Origin of the sequence: Agathobacter rectalis ATCC 33656, from assembly GCF_000020605.1 — a bacterium.
Classification (GTDB): domain Bacteria; phylum Bacillota; class Clostridia; order Lachnospirales; family Lachnospiraceae; genus Roseburia; species Roseburia rectalis.
In genome coordinates, this window is sequence record NC_012781.1 from 2797185 (window position 1) to 2819278 (window position 22094).

At 45.0% G+C, this 22094-nt stretch carries 16 protein-coding genes; 1 reads left to right on the plus strand and 15 read right to left on the minus strand.

The window, feature by feature from the left end:
* The first annotated feature begins 2 nt into the window (after window positions 1-2).
* Window positions 3-1442 (plus strand): HAMP domain-containing sensor histidine kinase, encoded by a 1440-nt coding sequence (locus EUBREC_RS13115; RefSeq protein WP_012743673.1) that lies wholly within the window; start codon window positions 3-5, stop codon window positions 1440-1442.
* A gap of 450 nt (window positions 1443-1892) precedes the next feature.
* On the opposite strand, the gene EUBREC_RS13120 is transcribed toward EUBREC_RS13115, so the two are convergent.
* From EUBREC_RS13120 to EUBREC_RS13195, 15 genes are all read right to left on the minus strand, one after another.
* Complete coding sequence (locus tag EUBREC_RS13120; RefSeq protein ID WP_012743675.1) at window positions 1893-2933, minus strand: hypothetical protein; 1041 nt, start codon at window positions 2931-2933, stop codon at window positions 1893-1895.
* A 9-nt stretch (window positions 2934-2942) separates the two neighbouring features.
* The gene (gene aspS, locus EUBREC_RS13125; RefSeq protein WP_012743676.1) at window positions 2943-4739 is read right to left on the minus strand and encodes an aspartate--tRNA ligase; all 1797 of its coding nucleotides are present in this window, start codon (window positions 4737-4739) and stop codon (window positions 2943-2945) included.
* 88 nt (window positions 4740-4827) lie between these two features.
* A complete protein-coding gene (gene hisS / locus EUBREC_RS13130; RefSeq protein WP_012743677.1) occupies window positions 4828-6087 on the minus strand; it encodes a histidine--tRNA ligase in 1260 nt (419 codons plus the stop codon).
* A 647-nt stretch (window positions 6088-6734) separates the two neighbouring features.
* Window positions 6735-7868 carry a DNA/RNA non-specific endonuclease gene (locus EUBREC_RS13135; RefSeq protein WP_012743678.1) on the minus strand — a complete coding sequence of 378 codons (1134 nt, stop codon included), beginning with the start codon at window positions 7866-7868 and terminating at the stop codon, window positions 6735-6737.
* 953 nt (window positions 7869-8821) lie between these two features.
* Entirely contained in the window at window positions 8822-10291 is a 1470-nt protein-coding gene (locus EUBREC_RS13140; protein ID WP_041254222.1) for a PTS transporter subunit EIIC, read from the minus strand.
* Between the two features lie 83 nt (window positions 10292-10374).
* Window positions 10375-10854, minus strand: a complete 480-nt coding sequence (locus tag EUBREC_RS13145; protein ID WP_012743681.1) for a PTS sugar transporter subunit IIA — start codon at window positions 10852-10854, stop codon at window positions 10375-10377.
* Window positions 10848-12002: an N-acetylglucosamine-6-phosphate deacetylase gene (nagA, locus tag EUBREC_RS13150; protein WP_041254224.1), complete on the minus strand. Its 1155-nt coding sequence runs from the start codon at window positions 12000-12002 to the stop codon at window positions 10848-10850. The genes EUBREC_RS13145 and nagA overlap by 7 nt, the downstream gene beginning before the upstream one ends.
* Window positions 12003-12031: 29 nt before the next feature.
* On the minus strand, window positions 12032-12757 hold the full coding sequence (gene nagB, locus EUBREC_RS13155; protein ID WP_041254667.1) for a glucosamine-6-phosphate deaminase: 726 nt from the start codon (window positions 12755-12757) through the stop codon (window positions 12032-12034).
* 702 nt (window positions 12758-13459) lie between these two features.
* The gene (gene hemZ / locus EUBREC_RS13165) at window positions 13460-15052 is read right to left on the minus strand and encodes a coproporphyrinogen dehydrogenase HemZ (protein WP_012743685.1); all 1593 of its coding nucleotides are present in this window, start codon (window positions 15050-15052) and stop codon (window positions 13460-13462) included.
* A complete protein-coding gene (locus tag EUBREC_RS13170; protein WP_012743686.1) occupies window positions 15049-15678 on the minus strand; it encodes an MBL fold metallo-hydrolase in 630 nt (209 codons plus the stop codon). Before EUBREC_RS13170 ends, hemZ begins: the two co-directional genes overlap by 4 nt.
* A gap of 55 nt (window positions 15679-15733) precedes the next feature.
* Entirely contained in the window at window positions 15734-18085 is a 2352-nt protein-coding gene (locus EUBREC_RS13175; RefSeq protein WP_041254225.1) for a RelA/SpoT family protein, read from the minus strand.
* Between the two features lie 75 nt (window positions 18086-18160).
* Window positions 18161-19105 (minus strand): ROK family glucokinase, encoded by a 945-nt coding sequence (locus tag EUBREC_RS13180; RefSeq protein ID WP_012743688.1) that lies wholly within the window; start codon window positions 19103-19105, stop codon window positions 18161-18163.
* 80 nt (window positions 19106-19185) lie between these two features.
* Window positions 19186-20499, minus strand: a complete 1314-nt coding sequence (locus EUBREC_RS13185) for a glycosyltransferase family 2 protein (protein WP_012743689.1) — start codon at window positions 20497-20499, stop codon at window positions 19186-19188.
* A 102-nt stretch (window positions 20500-20601) separates the two neighbouring features.
* A complete protein-coding gene (locus EUBREC_RS16720; protein WP_012743690.1) occupies window positions 20602-21552 on the minus strand; it encodes a GNAT family N-acetyltransferase in 951 nt (316 codons plus the stop codon).
* Window positions 21552-22073, minus strand: a complete 522-nt coding sequence (locus EUBREC_RS13195) for a peptidylprolyl isomerase (RefSeq protein ID WP_012743691.1) — start codon at window positions 22071-22073, stop codon at window positions 21552-21554. The genes EUBREC_RS16720 and EUBREC_RS13195 overlap by 1 nt, the downstream gene beginning before the upstream one ends.
* Between the last annotated feature and the right edge of the window lie 21 nt (window positions 22074-22094).

Below are 22094 nucleotides of genomic sequence, written 5' to 3' on the forward strand. Positions count from 1 at the left end.
TAATGAAACATACCATCTACACTAAGCTGTTAATCAGCTACCTGATTTACGGTGTCATCGCTTTTTTCATTATATGCACATTTACACAGCATCTCACCACAGACTATATTGAAAAGCAGGAGGCATCCAATCTCTACAGGGAAGCCTCCATCATTGCAGGTGATTACGCCGCCGAATACTTTGACTCATCCATGTCGCTTAGCGATTTCCAGAATCACATGAAAATCGTAGCCGACTATATGGATGCCAAGGTATGGGTGGTCAGCCCTGACGGTGAGCTGCTCATGGACTCAGATGATCCGTCAATAGGCATTGATATCCAAAATGACAGTTCTAAGCCTGTAGTGATAAATGGCTTTGATGTCACCGATTTTGGCAGCAACAACTATATGATTGGAGATTTTTATGGCTCCTTCAAGCATAAGATGCTGTCCGTATTTTCCCCGGTAAATGTCTCGTACCAGAATATCGGCTACATAGTCATTCACAAGACAATGAGCCATATCACGGCAGGTGTAAACGGTTTTATGAATATCTCCTTTTACACTGTAGCGCTCATTTTTGCCTTTGCATTTGTTCTGCTTTTCATGATGAGCCGCTCCATTTACCGTCCTATCTCCAAAATCACAAAGACCGCAAAGAAGTATGCAAAGGGTGATTTCACTGCCCAGATTGATGTACATTCCAATGACGAAATCGGCTATCTGGCAAACACACTAAACTACATGGCAACTGAGCTTGATACGCTTGAGGAGGATCAGCGCAAGTTTGTTTCCAACGTGTCACACGACTTCCGCTCCCCTCTTACCTCGATAAAGGGCTACGTGGAGGCCATGCTGGACGGAACCATCCCTGTTGAGATGCAGGATAAGTATTTAAATATCATACTTTTTGAAACCGAGAGGCTTAATAAGCTCACCAAGAGTCTTATTGATCTGAACCAGTTCGGTCATCACGGCATACACCTGGATATTGCTGATTTTGACATCAATACAATGATCCGCACGACAATCCTCACCTTCGAGGGTAAATGCAGTGAAAAGGGCTTAAGCTTTGACCTGCTGCTCACCGGAAAAGAGCTTTTCGTGCGCGGTGATATGGTCAAAATCCAGCAGATTCTTTACAACCTGATAGACAACGCTGTGAAGTTTTCAAATAATGATTCGAGTATCAAGATTGAGACGAGTATCAGAAATGAAAAGGTGTTTATATCAGTAAAGGATCACGGTATCGGTATACCAAAGGACAGCCTTTCAAAGATCTGGGAGCGCTTCTACAAGAGTGATTTATCCCGCGGAAAGGATAAGCGCGGTACGGGACTTGGCCTGTCTATAGTTAAAGAAATCGTGCAGGCGCATGGTGAGAATATAAATGTGATAAGTACTGAGGGTGTGGGAACTGAGTTTATATTTACGCTGCCGCTCAGCAAAAAAGAAGGGTGAGGCGCAGCTCATCAAATGATTGGTGGTGGTGGGCGCCTCGCTTTTTAGGTTGTGAGGTTGCCGGCATAGCACACAGTATATTCCTCAGAAAAATGTGAAGTCAGCCGCGGTTCTTTATCCGGACAGGTTACGATTTTATTTATGTTTTCTTTCTTTTTTACTTTATGGAACTCCGCGGCAGTTCACATTTTTCTTCGGAACACACTGTATGCTCTCCGGCTAATTCAGGTTTACGAGCGAGGCGCTTTGCTGCCTTGCATTTTGGCAGTGCCGGACTTATTTCACTGGCGTGAAATTTTGTCCGGCACTTTTTGCTTTTTAAATTTAAAGCTCATTTCACTTATGCGAAATGAGCTTTATTAAATAGTTATAGACTGTTTATAAATATTCTGAGCCGCCTTGAAAACACAAGAAAAACCGATTTTAAATAATTACACTTATATCACATTTTTATGGCTCGTATTTGCTGCCAGCCGGGTCGGCTACTGTGTAGTCGCCGCCGGATATGTCGGCTATGGTTTCAAAGTCCGTGATGTCCTGATTTACGGTACCATCGAACAGGTCATATGTGAAGGTGTAGCCCTGTGCCGATACTGCTTTGACATATATTTTGATATTGCTTGCAGCTGTGACAGGGATTAAGTCTTCGATTTTGACTGTGCCTTCGAGGCTATGGAGCTTACCGTCGTCCTCTTTTGAGGCATCAGAGGTATCATTTTCCGTGTCATTCTTTGAGCCATCTTTTTTGGCATCATCCTTCCGACTTAAGGCGGATGTGATGGAGTCTATGTCTGCAGAGTCTGCACTGTCTGTGCCGTTTTCTGCCAACAGCTGTCGGATATCGTATGTCTTTAGCTCTGTATCTGAGCTTGCAACCACGAGCTGCACACTGTTAAAGTCAAAGTAATCATTTCCCATGACCGCTACATCTACATCTGTGCCAAGCTTTATGCTGCCATTGTCAAAGGTTGGTTTATCGGCAAGTATGCCTGATGCTACATTTTTGAACACTGATGTCACACCTTCAAACTCATCGAGCACCTCTGTGCTTCTCTTATTTCCGTCAACAAACAGAAATGTCACATTGCCCGCATAGTCCTCAGACAGCGGAAGTGTGGCCTCACCCGTATACTTGATGCCGTTTAGCTCGAGCGGTATCTCGTTTGTACCGAAAAATACACTGGTTTTTGTATCCTCTGTGTACTCCTTTGGCACCACCGAGACAGAGACTGTGTATGTCATATCGGTAAAATCTGCACTTTTTAAGGAAATATCCCAGTCTGTTATGAGGCTGGCCTCCTCCTCAAGAGTGGACTTGATATCATCCTGCATGGTCTGCACATCAGAAAGTATCACCGATGTGTTGTCTGAGGTGTATGACATCTGTGTCTCGAGCTTTTTTATCCTGTTATTAAGCAATACTGCCCCCGCAATAAGTGCGGCGAGCAGTATTATGGTAATCGCATTGAAAATATTTTTTTTCAAATTCATATTATAGTGTTATTCCTCATCTTCCTCTGCAGCTACAGCTATTCCAAGCTCCTCAAGCTGCTTTGGATCTACAGTTCCGGGTGCCTCTGACATGAGGTCCGAAGCGTCCTTTACCTTAGGGAATGCAATAACCTCCTTGATATTGTCTGTATGCAGCATATGCATGCAGATACGGTCAACACCGAAGGCAAGTCCTGCATGTGGCGGTACACCATATGAGAATGCATCAAGCAGGAATCCAAACTGCTCATGTGCACGCTCCTTTGTGAAACCAAGCACCTCAAACATCTTCTCCTGGATGTCATCCTGATGGATACGCACTGAGCCTCCACCGAGCTCTGTACCATTGAGTACGATATCATATGCCTTTGCACGAACTGCGCCCGGATCTGAGTCTATCTTGTCCCAATCCTCCTCCATAGGCATGGTGAATGGATGATGCATTGCCATAAATCTGTTTTCCTCATCAGACCACTCAAGGAGTGGGAACTCAGTTACCCAGAGGAAATTGTACTTGTTCTCATCAATCAGTCCAAGCTCAGCTCCGAGCATGAGACGAAGCGCTCCAAGTACATTCCATACGATTTTATTCTTGTCTGCTGCGAAAAGGAGTAAATCTCCCGGCTTTCCGTTCATCTTTGCAACAAGTGCATCAAGCTCAGCTTCTGTCATAAACTTGGCAAATGATGACTTGTATGTGCCATCCTCATTGATGCACAGATAAGCAAGTCCCTTTGCTCCACAGCCCTTTGCATGCTCTACAAGCTTGTCAATCTTCTTACGAGGCATCTTTGCCTGTCCCTCTACATTGATACCACGGACAGAGCCACCGTTTTCAAGAGCTCCTGTGAATACTCCAAAGCCACAGTCCTTTACCACTTCCGAAACATCGCAAAGCTCCATACCAAAGCGTGTATCAGGCTTGTCAGAACCAAATCTGTCCATAGCCTCCTGCCAAGGCATACGCTTAAACGGAATCTCAACATCCACATTTATGACCTCTTTAAAAAGGTGCTTTAACAGTCTCTCATTTACCTCGATTACATCATCGATATCTACAAATGAAAGCTCCATATCGGCCTGTGTAAACTCAGGCTGTCTGTCTGCACGCAGATCCTCGTCACGGAAGCATCGTGCAATCTGGAAATATCTGTCATAACCTGAAGCCATCAGAAGCTGCTTAAAGAGCTGTGGTGACTGAGGAAGTGCATAAAAATGTCCGTGGTGTATACGGCTTGGCACGAGATAGTCTCTGGCGCCCTCCGGTGTAGACTTGCAAAGGATTGGTGTCTCTATCTCCAAAAATCCCTCGTTTGCCATAAAGTCACGCATCACGCGAAGCACATTGCTTCTGAGCATGAGATTTCTCTGGATATCAGGACGGCGAAGATCCAGATAACGGTATTTAAGTCTGATGTCCTCGCTGGTCTTTGAATTCTCCTCAATATGGAATGGAGGTGTCTGTGCCTCTGAAAGCACTCTGATTGATGTAGCGATAACCTCGATATCACCTGTCTTTAAGCTCTCATTGACAGCAGCTGTTCTCTTCTGAACAGTTCCCTCAACTGCGATGACGAACTCACTTCTTAAGGTGCCTGCCTTTTCAAAGCCCTCTGCACCTACATTTTCCTCACCGAATACTATCTGAAGTATTCCGCTTCTGTCTCTTAAATCTACGAAAATGAGACTTCCTAAATTTCTTCTCTTCTGTACCCAGCCCATGACGGTGACCTTCTCACCGATATTGGCATTTGATACCTCTGTACATCTATGGCTTCTATGTAAGCCCTGCATTGATTCTGCCATTTTATACTCCTTATATTTCTACTATATATTTATTCTAATAACTGTTTGGTACCACTGCTACACAGCTAAACTGCTGCTTATCAGATTCCTATCTGTTAAAGAACTCAACAAACTCCTCGTAGCCCTCTTTCATAAGCTGCTCCTTCTGGAATTTCTTGTTCTTGTTCATGCGCACAACAAGCACCTGCTGTCCGTTTGCTCTTGCGTCTTTTGCCTGGTTCATGACATCAACAAGCTTGTCTGCCGGATATTTCTTCTCAACCAGATAAGCCACCTTCTTTGGACTCTCAGGAATCTTGAAGCCACTCTCCATGAGAAGCAGGATAATTCTCTCAAAACCGATTGAAAAACCACAGGCCGGTACATCATTTCCGGTGAACTTTCCAATCATCTTGTCATATCGTCCGCCACCGCCACAGGCTGCGCCAAGCTCAGGCATTGATATCTCAAAAATAGTTCCTGTGTAGTAGCTCATTCCACGAACAAGTGTAGGGTCAAATACGAGCTCAAACTTTGCTCCCTTTGTGGCATTAACAGCAGTAGCTATCTCTGTCATATTTGTAACCACTTCTTCGTCTAAATATTCACCGAGCTTTTCTGAAAGTATATTTACACCCTCAGTGACATCCCTTGTCTGCTCCAAAAGCTTGAACAGATCAAGATATTTGTCTATATTTTCCTGTGGGTAGCCATCCTGTGCAAGCTCACTTGCAACACCTTCCACTCCTATCTTGTCCATCTTATCGAGTGTGATAAATACGCTGTCGTAGTCCTCCTCAGCGAAACCACTGTAAGCAGCCATTGCCTTTAGGATTCTTCTCTCGTTGATTCTTATCTCAAAGTTCTCGAAACCGAGTCTTCCGATTGTGGTAGTGGTTGCTGTAATCAGCTCTATCTCTGCCAGATTGCTTGGCTCTCCGAGTATATCTATATCACACTGTGTAAACTGTCTGTAGCGGCCTCTCTGAGGTCTGTCTGCTCTCCACACACTGCCCATCTGAAGTGCCTTAAACGGCGATGGCAGGTTGTTGGCATTGTTTGAATAATATCTTGAAAGTGGCACTGTAAGGTCATAGCGCATTCCAAAGTCTACTACATCCGACTCTTCCTTTGCTGTCTCCAGATTCAGCTTCTCGCCTCTCTTCATTACCTTGAAGATCAGCTTCTCATTTTCTCCGCCCTGCTTGCTTGTGAGATTTGCTATATTCTCCATGCATGGTGTCTCTATCGGTGTAAATCCGAAGCTTCTATATGTATCCTTGATCACGCTTGTCACATAATCACGGATTTCCATCTCTGCAGGTAGTATATCCTTCATGCCGTTGACCGGCTTTTTGCTCAGTGCCATTTGGTTTCCTCCATCTATATTAAAATATTGAATTCATTAGCTATTCTATTATACTTTTCGGTTTTGCAATCGTCAAGGGTTACAGGGGATTTTGCTGTATGTGCTATAGGATGTACTACAGGACGGACTGTAAGCCACGGCACCGCTAGGGCACACGCATATGCTTTGCTTTCGCTACGCTTTGCCGCTAAGATACTGTACGGATTATGCTTTTTGCGCTTCTATGCTTGACGAAACCGTCGAAACGCGCCCTCCGTGGCGCGGTTCTCCTTGACTTGCCCTCCATGGCAAGTCATTTCTGTGCTTCATGTGCATAATCCTACAGTATCTAAGCGGCTTCGCTATTCGCTCAATCAAATGCATATGCGTATGCCCTAACGGTGCCGTGACTTGCAGCCCTTACTCTGTGACAGTATTTTCATATACCGGGTTACTTTCAAGTTACTTCAATAAACCTTGTGCACTGCTGAAATAACGTACATCTGCTGTGAAAGGTTACAAATGCTAATGTTCGTCTACTGTGGAAAATTTCAGATGTTAATGTGCTTCTACTGAGGTGGATTGCAAATGCTAATGCACATCTACTGCGGTGAATTACAAATGCTAATGCACATCTACTGTGGCGGATTGCAAATGCTAATGCACATCTACTGTGGCGGATTGCAGATGCCGCACGGTGACAAGCCCATGGATTTTGCTTCATCAAGCGTTACCTCTGTGTCACTCTTTTTCAAGGTCCGACAGCCCGCACGGTGATATTTCTTGCCGGTTGCTGTGATATGAACCATAGTCTCGCTGTTTGAGGAATCTGCAGCGCTATTTTCTGCTGCTGAGCTGTCTGAACCTGATGATGCACTTCCTGTTGTACTGCCTGAAGAGCCGGATTCTCCTGCCCCGCTTCCAGCGCTGCTCTGCGAACCTTCATTCTGCGGTGTATCCGTCTGAGCGCTCTGCTTCTGCGGAGTGGTGCCATCCAGCCAGCTGTCACCATTCTCATAGTTTATTCCGACTCCGGGCTGCACATTATAGCAATATACATTAAAAAGTATGCCGCCACCGTTATCCTCAACCGACTTTGCCTCTATGAGAACGCCGTTTGCAACTAGATTGCTGCCCGAGAACATCGGAGTCACTCTGTAAAGCACATGATTTCCTGTATTGTTTACATAATCCGCTACCAGATTCTCAAACGGCAGCATGCCCTCCACATTCAGGTATCTCGTACCGGTAATAAGATTCTTCGGATTGGCATTCTCGCCGGCAAGCTGATAGCCAATAAGATGACAGCGATTATATAAATACCTGTCCTTTATCACATCATACTTCACCGTATGCCAGCCTGATGGCTTTATCATGCCTATCTTGCCACGCTCCTCAGTCGGCATGATATCTCTGCAGATATTGGCATAAGCCACACCGCATCTGCCAAGTGAATCCAAATCACTGTAATTTTCAAAAGCAGTGGTAGTCATATCGCTGTCCGTAAAAAAAGGCTCATTATTGTTGACAGCCACATATGCCTTGCCATCATATGCCGGAATAGCATCGATGGAAACGTAGGAATTGTTGTTTACAAGATCCTCCTGTGGCCCATCCGCGTTATCCTTGCTGCCTAAAGCACCGGAAGAATCCTCACCTGCCACTACAGCTCCTGCGGCATGCCCGGCACCTTCAGTGCCGGATAAATCAGCGGAGGCACAGCCTGTAAAAATTGTAGCAATTGCAAGTAATTCACATAGTGTAATTGCAGCTGTTTTCCTTAACTTTAGCCATATGTTCATATAAAATCACTCTTTCTATCAATCGATTGATATTGGATTTTCCCTAATTACAATAAATTAAATAAATACTTAAATTACTAAACCTAATATACTTTTATTTCCTCACTTTATTTATTATAGCAAACATTTGTTTGTTTTTCAACCCTTGCTGTAAAGCTATGCATTTCACACTATTGGGGTATGTTAGCGACTTTCCCCGATAGTACGCGCCTATGTCGCGTAAACTAAAAAAAGGTTTCGAGCAAATACTCGAATCCTTATAAATACCAGCTTATTAAACTATCATTTAAGATTGCTCGATGATACTAACAACTCTTGAACTTCTTTTTAGAAAATATACACACAATCAAAACCTATATGTATATTTTCTAAAAAATAAAAAAGAAGCCAGACGCATCCAACTCTCTTAGGCATAGTCCGCAGACGTCCGCCGCAATTCTGTAATATTATGCCATAATGAAAACTTTTATGCAATAGCACTTTTAAAGTTTCCACAAATATTTTTGAAGTTACTGTTCACACCTAACAGTATGACCAGCGACGCTCTTAGGTGGATTCCACCACAGCGTAAGGGCCGTAAGCCCCGCCCGGCGTGGTGCACACGGACTCTCGTGAGAGCGCATAGCGAAGCTGTTTAGATACTGTAGGATTATGCCCATGAAGCACAGAAATCCGCAGCCATGGACGGCTGGGGAAGGCGTTATGCGCCACGGACGGCGCATAAAAGCCGGTTTCGTCGAGCATTGAAAACCCAAAAGCATAATCCGTACAGTATCTTAACAGCGCAGCGTAGCGAAAACGAGAGTCCGTGTGCACCACGACCGGGCGGGGCTTACGGCCCGAACTCAAAAAAGCCACCCCAGGCATAACACCCGGTGTGGCTTTTAATCATGTATTATGAAATTATGTGAATCACCTAATGTGAATCAACACTGCTATATTGCAGACCAAATCTACTCGCAAAGCTTAGAAAACTCATCCGCAACAAACTGAACCTTGGTTCCGATAATAACCTGAACAGAATTCTTGCCAGGCTTCATAACGCCTGCAACACCTGCAGATTTAATCTTCTTGTCATCAACCTGAGTGATATCCTTAACCTCAAGTCTGAGTCTTGTGATGCAGTTGTCAATGCTTGCAATATTTTCTTTGCCACCGCATCCCTCAAGAATAGTCTTTGCTACTGCTGTGTAGTCATTGTTAGAAAGCACTGCCTTCTTCTCTGCCTCGACATCATCGTCCTCTCTACCAGGGGTCTTAAGATCCCATTTCTTGATAGCGAAATAGAATACAATGTAGAATACGATAAAAGCTGCGATTCCAAGAGGAATGATGAGCCATGTCTTTGCTGCAGCCGGAAGTGAAGATGAGAATAATAAATCCATCGCACCGGCTGAGAATGAGAAGCCTGCTCTAAATCCAAGAGCTACTGTAATCATTGTGAAAATACCATAAAGTAAAGCATAAATCACATAGAGAACAGGAGCAAGGAACATAAATGCAAACTCGAAAGGCTCTGTAACACCACAGATGAATGCACAGATAGCTGCAGAAGCAAGGATACCGATGGCAGCCTTTTTCTTAGCAGTCTTTGCACACTTAACCATGGCAAGTGCAGCACCAGGAATACCAAACATCATACATGGGAAGAAACCTGACATGTACATTCCGAGGCTCCATGAAACATCCTTTGATGTCTCGCCTGCCCAGAAATGTTTGAGGTCTCCAAGTCCGATAGTATCGAACCAGAATACATTGTTTAATGCGTGGTGTAATCCTGTAGGGATTAACAGACGGTTCAGGAATGCATAGATACCTGCGCCGACTACATCAAGACCAACGATTGCTTTACCGATAGATACAAGAGCACCGAAAAGTAATGGCCATACAAACAGTAATACTACAGATGCAAGGATTGAAACAACACCTGCGATAATTGCTACGCAACGCTTGCCACTGAAGAATGACAGCCAGTCAGGAAGCTTTGTATCCTTAAATCTGTTGTAACACAAAGCACCAATAATACCGGCTAAGATACCGATAAATGGGTTTTCAATCTTGTCGAATGCAAGTGTCTTTGTAGCGCTGTCAGCGATAGATGGCATGATTGTGGTAACAAAGCCTGTAGACAGGAGTGTTGTCATCATCAGCCATGAAGCTAAAGCTGCAATACCGCCGGTACCGTCGTTCTTTTCCGACATACCGACACCAACGCCGATTACAAAAAGGATGGCCATGTTGTCAATCAAAGCGCCCCCTGCTTTAACTAAAAACAGACCTATTAAATTACGCACTCCCTCGATGTCACCACCCTGCATGGTTGCAGGACATAAAAAATATCCAATACCCATGAGGATACCACAGATAGGAAGTACTGCTACGGGAAGCATTAAAGCTTTACCCAGTTTTTGAAGAAATTTCATAAATTTCCCCTCCTTTACATTATGTATACTAAACTGGAGATACTCCAATAAAGTTCGTTATTATTATATAATTATATTCAAATCTACGCGAGACTTAAAATCTCTTCACCGGCGGATACATCCCCCTCTTTGAGCATCTTTATCTCACTATAATCAGCAGTGTTGCCAATTAAGACCGGAGTAATGACATTAAGATCTGCTGCCTTAATCTGCTCCAGGTCAGCCTCCATCAAAAGGTCGCCCTTCTTCACCTGATCACCAACAGAAATATGCGATGTAAAAGGAGCACCCTTTAGTATCACTGTATCCAGACCAATGTGCAAAAGCAGCTCGACTCCCTGAGTGGTCGTCATGGTAAAAGCATGCAGCGTATCAAATACAGCTGTCACCTCACCATCCGCCGGAGCGTAAAACCTGCCCTCAGAAGGAATCACGGCCACGCCGTCTCCCAATATCTTCTCAGAAAAAGTAGGATCCGGAACCTCTGTAATAGGAACCACTCTACCGTTGCACGGAGAACAGATCACCTTTCCCTTTGACTTATTCTTGAAAAAACCTAACATGATATCTCCTTTCCGTCGATATACACACTCACAATATCCAAATCATCATTGAGAAGCACAAAATCTGCTCTCTTTCCTGCAGAAATGCTGCCTGCTTCATCATAGATGCCAATCTCCTTAGCCGGATTGGCTGTAGCACACATAATTGCCTCCTCAAGCGGAATACCTGCCTGCCTTACTGTGAAACGCATACAATCCATCAGATTGGTTGCCGAACCGGCAATTGTCCCATCATGGAGTGTGGCAAGCGGACCTCTGACTGTCACTGCCTGTCCACCGAGTGTATACTCGCCATCCTCAAGCCCTGTGGCTCTCATGCTGTCACTTATTAAAATCATGCGCTCAGCCCCAAACATGGCAAATGTCGCCCTGATAACCGACGGATGAATATGCACACCGTCACAAATGAGCTCTGCATGACACTTTTTTGAATCTCTCACAGCCCCGATAACTCCCGGATTCCTGTGATGAAGCGGTGGCATCGCATTATACAAATGTGTAGCATGGCTTGCACCATGCTCAATAGCCTCTACTGCGGTGTCATAATCAGCCGCTGTGTGTGCTATTGAAACCACAACACTTCCTCTTACCCTGTCTATAAAATCAATCGCGCCCGGCTCCTCCGGAGCGATATCTACAAGCTTTATCAAGCCATGGGCCGCATCCTGAAGCTCACAGAAATAATCATAATCACATCGCATGATATTCTCTGCCGCCTGTGCGCCCTTTTTAGAAGGACTGATAAAAGGTCCCTCCATATTGATACCTACAAGATGTGCACCACCATGATAATTATAATCACCGGCATTTTTCATGACACTCAAAAGCTCATCCCTTTGAATGGTCATAGTAGCTGGACACACGCTCGTCACTCCGACAGAAGCCTCGTATGCTGTAATCACATCAAGTGCCTCTGTGGTACCGTCACACATATCAGCTCCCTTGCATCCATGAAAATGAATATCCACAAGACCCGGTATCATGATAAGACCTGATGCATCTATAATCTCCTGCGATTCGCTGTCATTAGCCGCGTCCGTGTCAGCTGTTCTCTCCAAAACACTGTCAAAACGGCCATCCTTAACGACAACATCGCCTTGCATAAAGCTGCCATCCTCTGTAAATACCCTTGCATTTTTTATTATCATATACATGTACCTTCTCAACTAAAAAACATCTACAAATAACTCAGTGCAGCCTCATCCGCTACAAGCGTAACATCATTGTGCAGCTGCAATACAGAAGCCGGCACCTGTGGTGTAATCGGTCCAAAGAAAGCCTTGTGCACAATCTCTGCCTTATCCTCACCACTTGCAACAATAAGAATCTTCTTAGCCTGCATGATGGTCTTGATGCCCATTGTATAAGCCTGCTTCGGAACATCATCAGCCGATGCAAAGAAGCGCTTATTAGCTTCAATAGTAGACTCTGTAAGATTCACACAGTGTACCTGCTTGTCAAAAGACTCGCCCGGCTCATTAAAACCGATATGACCATTGTGCCCGATACCAAGAAGCTGTAAATCAACACCGCCAAGAGACTGAATCAGCTCTGTGTAGCGCTTGCACTCCTTCTGTGAATCCGGCTCCATGCCGTTTGGCAGGTGAGTATTCTCAACTGGAATATTCACATGATCAAACAAATTCTGATGCATAAAATAATAGTAGCTCTGGTCATTCTCACGGCTTAATCCCTTGTACTCATCAAGGTTCACCGTCATAACCTCTGAGAAGTCCAAATCCCCCTTCTTGAACCACTCAACGAGCTGCTTATACAAGCCGATAGGTGTAGAGCCTGTAGCCAGTCCCAATACACAATTAGGCTTCATAATCACCTGTGCCGATACGATATTTGCAGCCTTTCTGCTCATATCTGCATAATCCTTAGCCTGATATATTCTCATGAAAAATCCCCCCAATTCGTAAAATATACCCAATACTATCTGCACAACCTTCAAATGTGCTGCTTGATTGCATATATGCATTTTACCTCGTATAGGACATTTTGTCCAGTACTTTTTGTCATATTTTGCATATTTTATAAAAAAAACATTAAATTTTAATGCGGTGAAGTGGTAAAATTGCATAAAAATTCGCTTCAAGAGAGCTCTTTCACCGTGTATGAATATTGCTTGCTTTTCTTAGTTATAGTTCAAAGTTAAGATTAATCACATTACAGAACAATAACCCTTATAGTATCATCAATTTTTGCAGCCACAAATCTATTTCTTGACCTATTGATTAAATCCTTGCTTTTCACCGACTGCTTTTCTGTAATTACGGCTCTTCGTACACTAAGCGAATCAATTTTAATATTTCTCAATTTTCTGATATTTTTCATACAAAGTATGGCTATATATATAAATAATACTACAAATAACATATCCCAAATTATATCTATAGAAAGACTATTCATAAACTCTTTTGTCAAATAAAATATCATTATTACTAACAGCAATAAGACTACCGCTAATAGGAAAACCCATTGTATAATCTTATTGTTTCTATATTTATATATACGATTCAACTCATCCTTTGATAATGCCGTTTTCCGGAATATAATTGTATCTAATTTTTGATTTTCCATTAATTTTTACCATCAACTTTTAGTCAAACAGCCTCTGCTTTCTCTCTATCATCTCATCAATCCTTGTGATATACTGCCCTACATCCTTGACATTCTCGCATCTGTCGATGCGGTGTGTGCCATCCGGATTCGGTACGGGCCAGACACGCTTGGTGCTTGCTCCAGCTCCGCAGGCTACAATAGTCTGTTTTTCCTCCATGATCAGTATGTTGTATACGCCGGCCTTGCCCTTTGCCGCATAGCCCACGTTTTCCATATTGCCTGCCATGCCCTTCTGCCTGTAGAGGTAGTATGGCTCAAGCCCCATCTGCTTACAGTAGGCTGCGCAGAGATCCATATGCTCCTGAGTGTTGACCATCTGCATATCGCTGTAGCGGTCCTTGAAGATGGTGAGTCGTGCAGCTCGCTTTACTGCGAGTGAGTGGATAGTGACGTTGTCAGGTGCCATATCCTTCACCAGCTCCATTGTGTGCCTTACATCATCGAGTGTTTCCTCGGGAAGGCCTATGATGAGGTCCATATTTATGTTGTCAAAGCCCAGCTCACGCGCGAGCTTGAAGCTTTGTATCGTATCGTCTACTGTGTGGTGTCTTCCTATTATATCAAGCGTCTGCTGCTTCATGGTCTGCGGATTGACTGATATACGGCTGATGCCGTTTTTCTTTAGTGCCAGGAGTTTTTCTCTCGTGATGGAGTCCGGTCTGCCTGCCTCCACGGTAAATTCCAGGCAGTCCTTTAAATCAAAGCTGCATTTGATTTTTCTGATAAGCCTGTCAAGCTGTGCAGGGCTTAGTGTGGTCGGTGTACCGCCTCCTATGTAGATGGAGTTTAGCTTTTTGTGGTAGAACTTCTGTGCTGTGTAGTCTATCTCCTTCTCGAGTGCATCGAGGTAATCGTCTACGCGGTTTTTCCACACACCCAGCGGGTATGAGGTAAACGAGCAGTATGCACAGGTGCTCGGGCAGAATGGTATGCCTATGTACAGGCTGTAGCCGTTGTCATAGTCCACCTTGTCGAGCAGTGCCTTCTCACGCTTTGCTATGCCTATTGAGAGGTCGATTTTCTCATCGCTTGCGAGGTAGGTTTCCTTCAGATAGTCGTAGGTTTCCTTATCGCTCATGCCGTCCTCTATGCACTTCATGGCTATCTTGGTCGGTCTGATGCCTGAGAGTGTGCCCCACGGAAGGCTCTTTCCTGTGCCCTTTTCTATCATGGAATACAGGGCGAGCTTGAGGCGGTTTTTGGTCTCCTTGCGTTCTGCGCTGTCTACGGATATTTTTGTGCAGATACTTTCTCCGGCTGTTTTAATGTCACTTTCGTCGGTTTGCTGCATCTCACCTGTCATGGAATTATTTCCGCCGGCTCTATTCAGCGTCCACTCCACTGCAATTTCATCGCCCACATAGTCTATCTTAAATACCTGTGAGGCATCCGCAAATTCCTTTACGCCATCATCTGTCATCTCGTGGTGTGTGCAGGCTAAGTTTTTCCCCTCCACCTCATCCGGTGGGCAGCTATAGTACATCTGCACATCCTCCTGAGGGAAGAACTCCTTGAGCAGTGAGTGCACATCATATTCAAAATCCGGTTTATTAAATACTACTACTATCATAAGTAAGGGTTATACATCCTCTCGTTTTCTATGGTTGTTGTGTCGTTGTGGCCCGGGTACACCTCTGTATGCTCAGGCAGTGTCATGATTTTTTCCTTCACCGTGCGCACAAGGTCTGACATGCTGCCTCCCTTGAAATCCGTACGTCCGATTGAGCCGCAAAACAGCGAATCGCCTGTAAAGATTACGTCCTCATACGGGAAATAATAGCAGCAGCCACCCGGTGTATGCCCCGGTGTGTGAAGCACTACTATGTGAAAGCCTGCGATGTCAAGCTCCTGCTTATCCTTCAAAAATACATCTGCATAAAAGGTCTTTGACTGGCCCATCATGTAGCTGACATTGAGCTGCGGGTCATCGAGTGTGGCTTTGTCTGCCTCATGGATATATATCTTGATGCCGTAGCGGTCTGCGAGCGGCTTTGCATCAGTGGCATGGTCAAAGTGTCCGTGTGTGAGCAGTATTGCTACAGGCTTTGCGCCTGACTCGTCCACCTTTTTGGCGAGCTGATTAGCACACGCGCCCGGGTCTATTATTATCATTTCCTTTGTCTTTATATTGGTGACAAAATAGCAGTTGGTCTGCACCGGTCCCACTACGAAGTGGTCTATCTTCATATTTACCATATGAGTGTACTCCTTGTCTGTTATATGTTATGCTTCACGCAAGAACCACCGGGATTTAGCCGGTGGTCCTCTCTACGTCTATTACACTTTCTATCTGTCTGAGCTTCTCCACGAGAACCTTTATCTGGTCCCTGCCTTTGATATTAAAAAATACCTCGATTGTAGCGATACCCTGCTTGCTGGTCTTGGACTGTATACCACTGATATTGATTTCCTTCTCGGTAAATATCTTTGTGATATCTACGAGCAGTCCCGGCCTGTCATGACAGAATATCTTTAAGTCTGCCTGATACTCGGCACCGTTGTCCATGAGGGCTGTATCCTGCCACTCTGCTTCTATGAGCCTGTCCTTTTCTATCTTGGACAGATTGATGATATTCACGCAGTCTGTCCTGTGGATGGAGATGCCTCGGCCTCTTGTGACAAAGCCCACGATTTCATCTCCCGGAACAGGATTGCAGCACTTCGAGAAGTGCACAGCCACGTCATAGAGTCCGTGTACCACAATACCGCTCTTTGACTTGTGCTCGGGCTGTGTGCCTGCTGCCGCCTGCTGCTTTTCTGCGATGCTGCCAAGCACATCTGCATCTGTCACCGGCACCACATGATCCTTCTTGTACTCATCGTACATCCTGTTGACTATCTGGCTCTCCTTGAGTCCGCCGTGGCCGACGGTTGCAAGGCATGAGTTCCAGTCGTGGAAACCGTATTTGCGGCGTATTTTCTCCTGATACTCAGGCTTGTTTATCTCAGCAAAGTTGATGCCCTTTGCCTTGGCATAGGCTGCTATCAGATCCTTGCCGTGCTGTATATTCTCCTCCTTGAGCTCACTTCTGAACCACTGGTTGATCTTGTTCTTAGCCTGTGTGCTCTTTACGACCTTGAGCCAGTCACGGCTTGGTCCCTTGGAGTTCTGTGAGGTGATTATCTCTATCTGGTCACCGTTTTTGATGACATAGTCTATCGGCACCAGCTTGCCGTTTACCTTGGCACCGACCATCTTGTTGCCGACCGCAGAATGTATGCTGTAGGCAAAGTCTATAGGTGTGGAGCCCTTTGGCAGGTTCTTTACATCGCCGGATGGAGTGAATGCAAATACATTGTCGGAGAATAAATTTAAATCACTCTTTAATAAAGTCATAAACTCCTTATTATCCGACATATCCTGCTGCCACTCGAGTATCTGGCGCAGCCAGCTGAGCTTCTCCTCCTCTGTGACAGTGGTGGTAGTGGCATTGCCGTTGTTTGTTTCCTTGTACTTCCAGTGCGCTGCGATACCGTACTCAGCAGTACGATGCATCTCGTAGGTACGAATCTGTATCTCAAACGGCTGTCCGCTCGGGCCTATGAGTGTCGTGTGAAGCGACTGGTACATGTTCTGCTTCGGCATGGCGATATAGTCCTTGAAACGACCCGGTATAGGCTTATACTTCTCATGTATGATACCAAGCACTGCGTAGCAGTCCGGTATTGTATCCACCAGAATCCTGATGGCAAATAGATCATATATCTGGTCTATAGTCTTGTCCTGATTGACCATCTTCTTATATATACTGAAGAAATGCTTTGCCCTGCCGTATATCTCAGCCTTGATGCCGGCATCCGAAACATACTTCTTGACATCGTTTACCAGGCCCTGGATGTAGGTGTCACGTTCTGTCTTTCTGAGGGCTACTTTCTCTACCAGATCGTAGTAGGCATCCGGATAGAGGTACTTCATACAAAGGTCCTCGAGCTCTATCTTTATCTTGCTGATACCAAGTCGCTGTGCGATAGGGCAGTAGATATCCTGTGTCTCTCTGGCGATACGCTGCTGTGCCTCCTTGGACTGGTACTTGAGTGTACGCATATTGTGCAGTCTGTCTGCCAGCTTTATGAGGATGACCCTGATATCCTTTGCCATGGCGAGAAACATCTTGCGCAGATTCTCAGCCTGCATCTCAAGCCTGTCCGCATTCTTATCCTTCGGATCCTTGGTGCTGTCTGTCAGATGCAGGTGCTTTAACTTCGTGACACCATCCACCAGATGTGCGACATCGTCTCCAAATTCTGCACGCATCTCATCCATGGTCATGATAGTGTCCTCCAGCACATCATGGAGCAGACCTGCTGCAATTGTTTCCTTATCCAGCTCGAGCTCGGCGAGTATTATGGCAACACAAAGCGGATGTATGATATAAGGCTCTCCTGACTTACGTGCCTGACCCTTATGAGCATCATAAGCTACCCTGTAGGCTTTGTCCACAAGGCTCGTATCATCCGACGGATGGTACTTTTTGATTTCCTTTTTCAGCTCATCGTAAAGCTCCTCCGGGCTCGTAAAATCCTTTGTTCCCCTTATACCGCTGGTATCTGAGCGAAATTTGTCCGCTATTTTTTCTAATTCTTCTGTTGAGTAATCTGCCAATAGTCTCACCTCGATTGTAGTGTATCTTTAGTAGCCATTATATTTTATTTCTTTAAAAATTGCAATCTTATGTTGTTAGCCGATAACCATCTTTACTCCGCCATACATGCCGGCTGAGTTGCCGAGTGTGGCGAGCTTGATCTCTGTCTCACGGCTTGCATGGAAAGCATACTCTTTATAGTACTTTGCTGCTGTATCGATGATGATGCTTCCTGCCTTTGAGAGGCCTCCGCCTACAACAAATACCTCAGGGTCCATGACGCATGCTACTGCTGCCATTGCCTTGCCGAGAAGCTTCATAGACTGCTCTACTGCTGCAATGCCCGCTGCATCTCCTGCCTTTGCCGCATCGCATACATCCTTGGCTGTGAAGCCTGCATTTAAATCAAGCTTTGTTGCCACATCCCTGTGTGCTGCAATGTATCTCTCTGCCACTCTTACAAGACCGTTTGCTGATGCATACTGCTCTAAGCAGCCCTTCTTGCCGCAGCCACAGCACTCTGACTCATCATCTACCATAGGCATATGTCCTATCTCTCCGCCTGCTCCGTTTACTCCGGCTACGATTCTGCCCTCGCGGATGATTCCTCCGCCTACGCCTGTGCCGAGTGTGATCATGACTACATCCTGATGACCCTTTCCGCCACCCTGCCACATCTCACCGAGTGCAGCTACGTTGGCATCGTTTCCGGCCTTTACCTTGATGCCGCCGCACAGTACTGAGAGTGACTGTGCCACGTTGAACACGCCCCAGCCGAGGTTGACACACTTCAATACTGTTCCGTCATCCTTTATAGGTCCCGGCACTCCCATGCCTACGCCCTCGATGTCACCCATCTCTATGCCATGCTTCTCGTTATTCTCCTTGATGGATGCTGCGATATCAGGCAGGATGAGCTCGCCTGAATTCTCTGTGCGTGTAGGAATCTCCCATGTATCGACAAGCTTTCCTGTGGTCTCGAAAAAGCCTATCTTTACAGTTGTTCCACCTATATCTACTCCGTATGCATATTTCTTCATTTTTTCGTCCTCCAAATCGTTAAACTATGTTTATATTTTATTGCCTAATTGTATATTTTTCAATGTTTTTTACTATTTTTTTAAAATCCGTAATTTTGCCTTGAAAGCCTCATAAAAAGTGGCTTCATAGAAAAGATAAAACTTCTGCGGCTGAAGTTATAGTTTATGACCATGAGCACGTCATCCTCATCGACCAGTACATTTCCATCCAGGTCCATCACATATGTGGAAAGGCTGAGGTCATCCTGCCTGAAAATACTCTCACAGATGGTGATTGTGGCATCCGGTTGAAAATGTGCTGTACCATATGCTTCGTCAATATCCTGCAAACCAACAATGTAAACCCTTTTATCAGGCCACATGACTTTTATTTTTTCTTTAAGTGCATCTGCATATAACGGAAATTCACCTGCCATTATAGCTATATCCGACTTATCGCCTATCGCCCTCTCAAGCCCGTCATAAGTCAATTCCAGATTAAATATCCTGTCCTCCTTCGCTTTTCCCATAACTTTGTGAAGTGCATCATCTAATGCCGCCATAACTGTTTTTGAGCGGTTTTCTTCCCCGCGATATAGATCTGTGTAGTTTATCTCAAATATCGAGCCAAGAAATGTCTCTGCCATATCTGAAAGTCTTTCCTCATCAATATGGTCTAAAAAGAACTTGATCCAGTTCCGCCATGCATAGTAGGTTGGAAATGTATTAATATCCTCCTTTTTTGCCCCCATCGCATGACTTGCCGCTGCTGCACCTACAGATGCAACCTCGTAGCCTGCCTCCCTGCACCTGACACACCACTCGGTGTCATCCCAATAGAGGAAATTCTCCTCAGGCATGACGCCAATCTGTTCTACAACTGTACGTCTTATCATGAGCGCGCATGCCGGGACTGCATCAGAATATACCACATCAGGCATTGAACCATCCTCTATATGATTTAGATACGTCGAGTCCACGCTGTAATTATCATAATCTATGAACGAGCCATACTGCTGCACATAATTTTCCTGCCCGGTATGATAAATCTTTGCAGCCGCTATGCCTGCCTTCTCATGTGAATCAAGGAAATCCGAAAGTGTTCCTATACAGTTTTCGTCAAGCAGTGCGTCATTGTCTACGCACATCAGATACATGTGTCCCTCAGCCATCGCCACGCGAAGCCCTGTATTAAAGCCACCAGAGCCTCCAAGATTTTCACTGTTTTCGATAAGTGTGAGCCTGTCGCAGCTTCCGTAACACTCTCTTATCAACCTCACCGACTCGTCTGTCGATGCGTTATCCACAACATAGATGTGATAATCCTCATATTTTGATTCAAGAACTGACTGTATACAGTCAATAACATCATTTTGTTTATTATAGTTACATATAACAATTCCTATTTTCGCCATATTTATGCACATTCCTTTCTATCAGGCAATTATTCAGTTCTTATATCTGAATGAATCCTGCCGAGCTGTTCCTGCTGAACATATAAAATATATAATGAACTGTCAGATTGAAAGAACATACCTATCTAATCCACCGGTATTTCTCTCATTCCCGATTTGTCCGTTTCTGACAAATCCAAGTCTTTTTGCAAGACGCACCGATGCCACATTTTTCTCATCTATCCGGCAGTAGAGCTCCTCAAAGTCTGTGTTTTTCCGCGCATAGTCTACGATAAAGCGGCACACCTCCGTGGCATAGCCCAGGTTCTGAAATTCCGGTGCTATCATATAACCCATTTCATTGTGCTCAAGTCCCGCCCGTCCTATCAGCTTCCCTGTTTCCTTTGAAAACACAAGCCACATACCATACTCGTAAAAGTCATACATGTTCTCTATGTATGCTTTCTGGTATTCAAGCTCTGTCTCGTAGTCGTAAAGCGGTTCCACAAAGTCTGTCATGCCGGGCTTGTCATAAAGCTCATAGAGCGCCGGAAGGTCTGCCAGTGAAAGCTCACGTATCAGGCATCTGTCTGTCTCGCCAATATCCCATGGGATATGATTATACCGCCTGCGCACCCGCTCAAGATACTCAATATCAAGCTCTGCAAGGCTTTCCACTGCATAGCGCGTGCCACACTGCGGTTCTCCTACCGATGCTATGCCGAGTGAGTCAGCTATTTGCTTCTGCTGCCTGTCGGATACTATCCAGATGCAGTCGGTGGGAGCTTTCGGTATTCTTAGATTTCCCGTATTAGCTTTCGCTGTGTTATCTGCAGATTCTTGTATCGTTGTTTTTTGGAAGTCATTAATTGATTCATCTGCCGGTAGCACAACATACAGTTTTTCCCGCAGCTCATCAGGCAGTTTTTCTTGCAGTTTTTCCTGAAATTCATCATGCAACTCGTCTGACGCAGATGACATATCGGCTGCGCACTTCCACTGTGGCTTGAATATCTCGTCATGATAGTAAAAAGAGGCAAGTTTTGCGCTTGCCTCATCAATAATTATTATCATTAAACTGTCTCCGGCTCCGGATAGTCCACTCCGAAGGTCTCAACTGTAACTGTCTTCATGACCTGAGCCTCAAGTGGTTTGTCCATGTAGTCTGTGCGCACCTCTGCGATCTTGTTTACCACATCCATGCCCTCGATTACTTTGCCGAATGCCGCATACTCACCGTCGAGATGTGGTGCATCCTGATGCATGATGAAGAACTGGCTGCCTGCTGAGTCAGGTATCATGGTACGTGCCATTGAAAGTACACCGGCTGTGTGCTTTAAGTCATTTTTGAAGCCGTTGTGTGTGAACTCGCCCTTGATTTCATAGCCAGGACCGCCTGTGCCGTTTCCGTCCGGATCTCCGCCCTGGAGCATGAAGCCCTTGATTACACGGTGGAAGCATACTCCGTCATAGAAGTTGTGATTGATTAAGCTGATAAAGTTGTTTACTGTGTTTGGTGCGATTTCCGGATAAAGCTCCGCCTTGATTACATCGCCGTTTTCCATTGTGATTGTTACGATTGGATTCTGTGCCATTATTTTTCTCTCTTTCTTTTA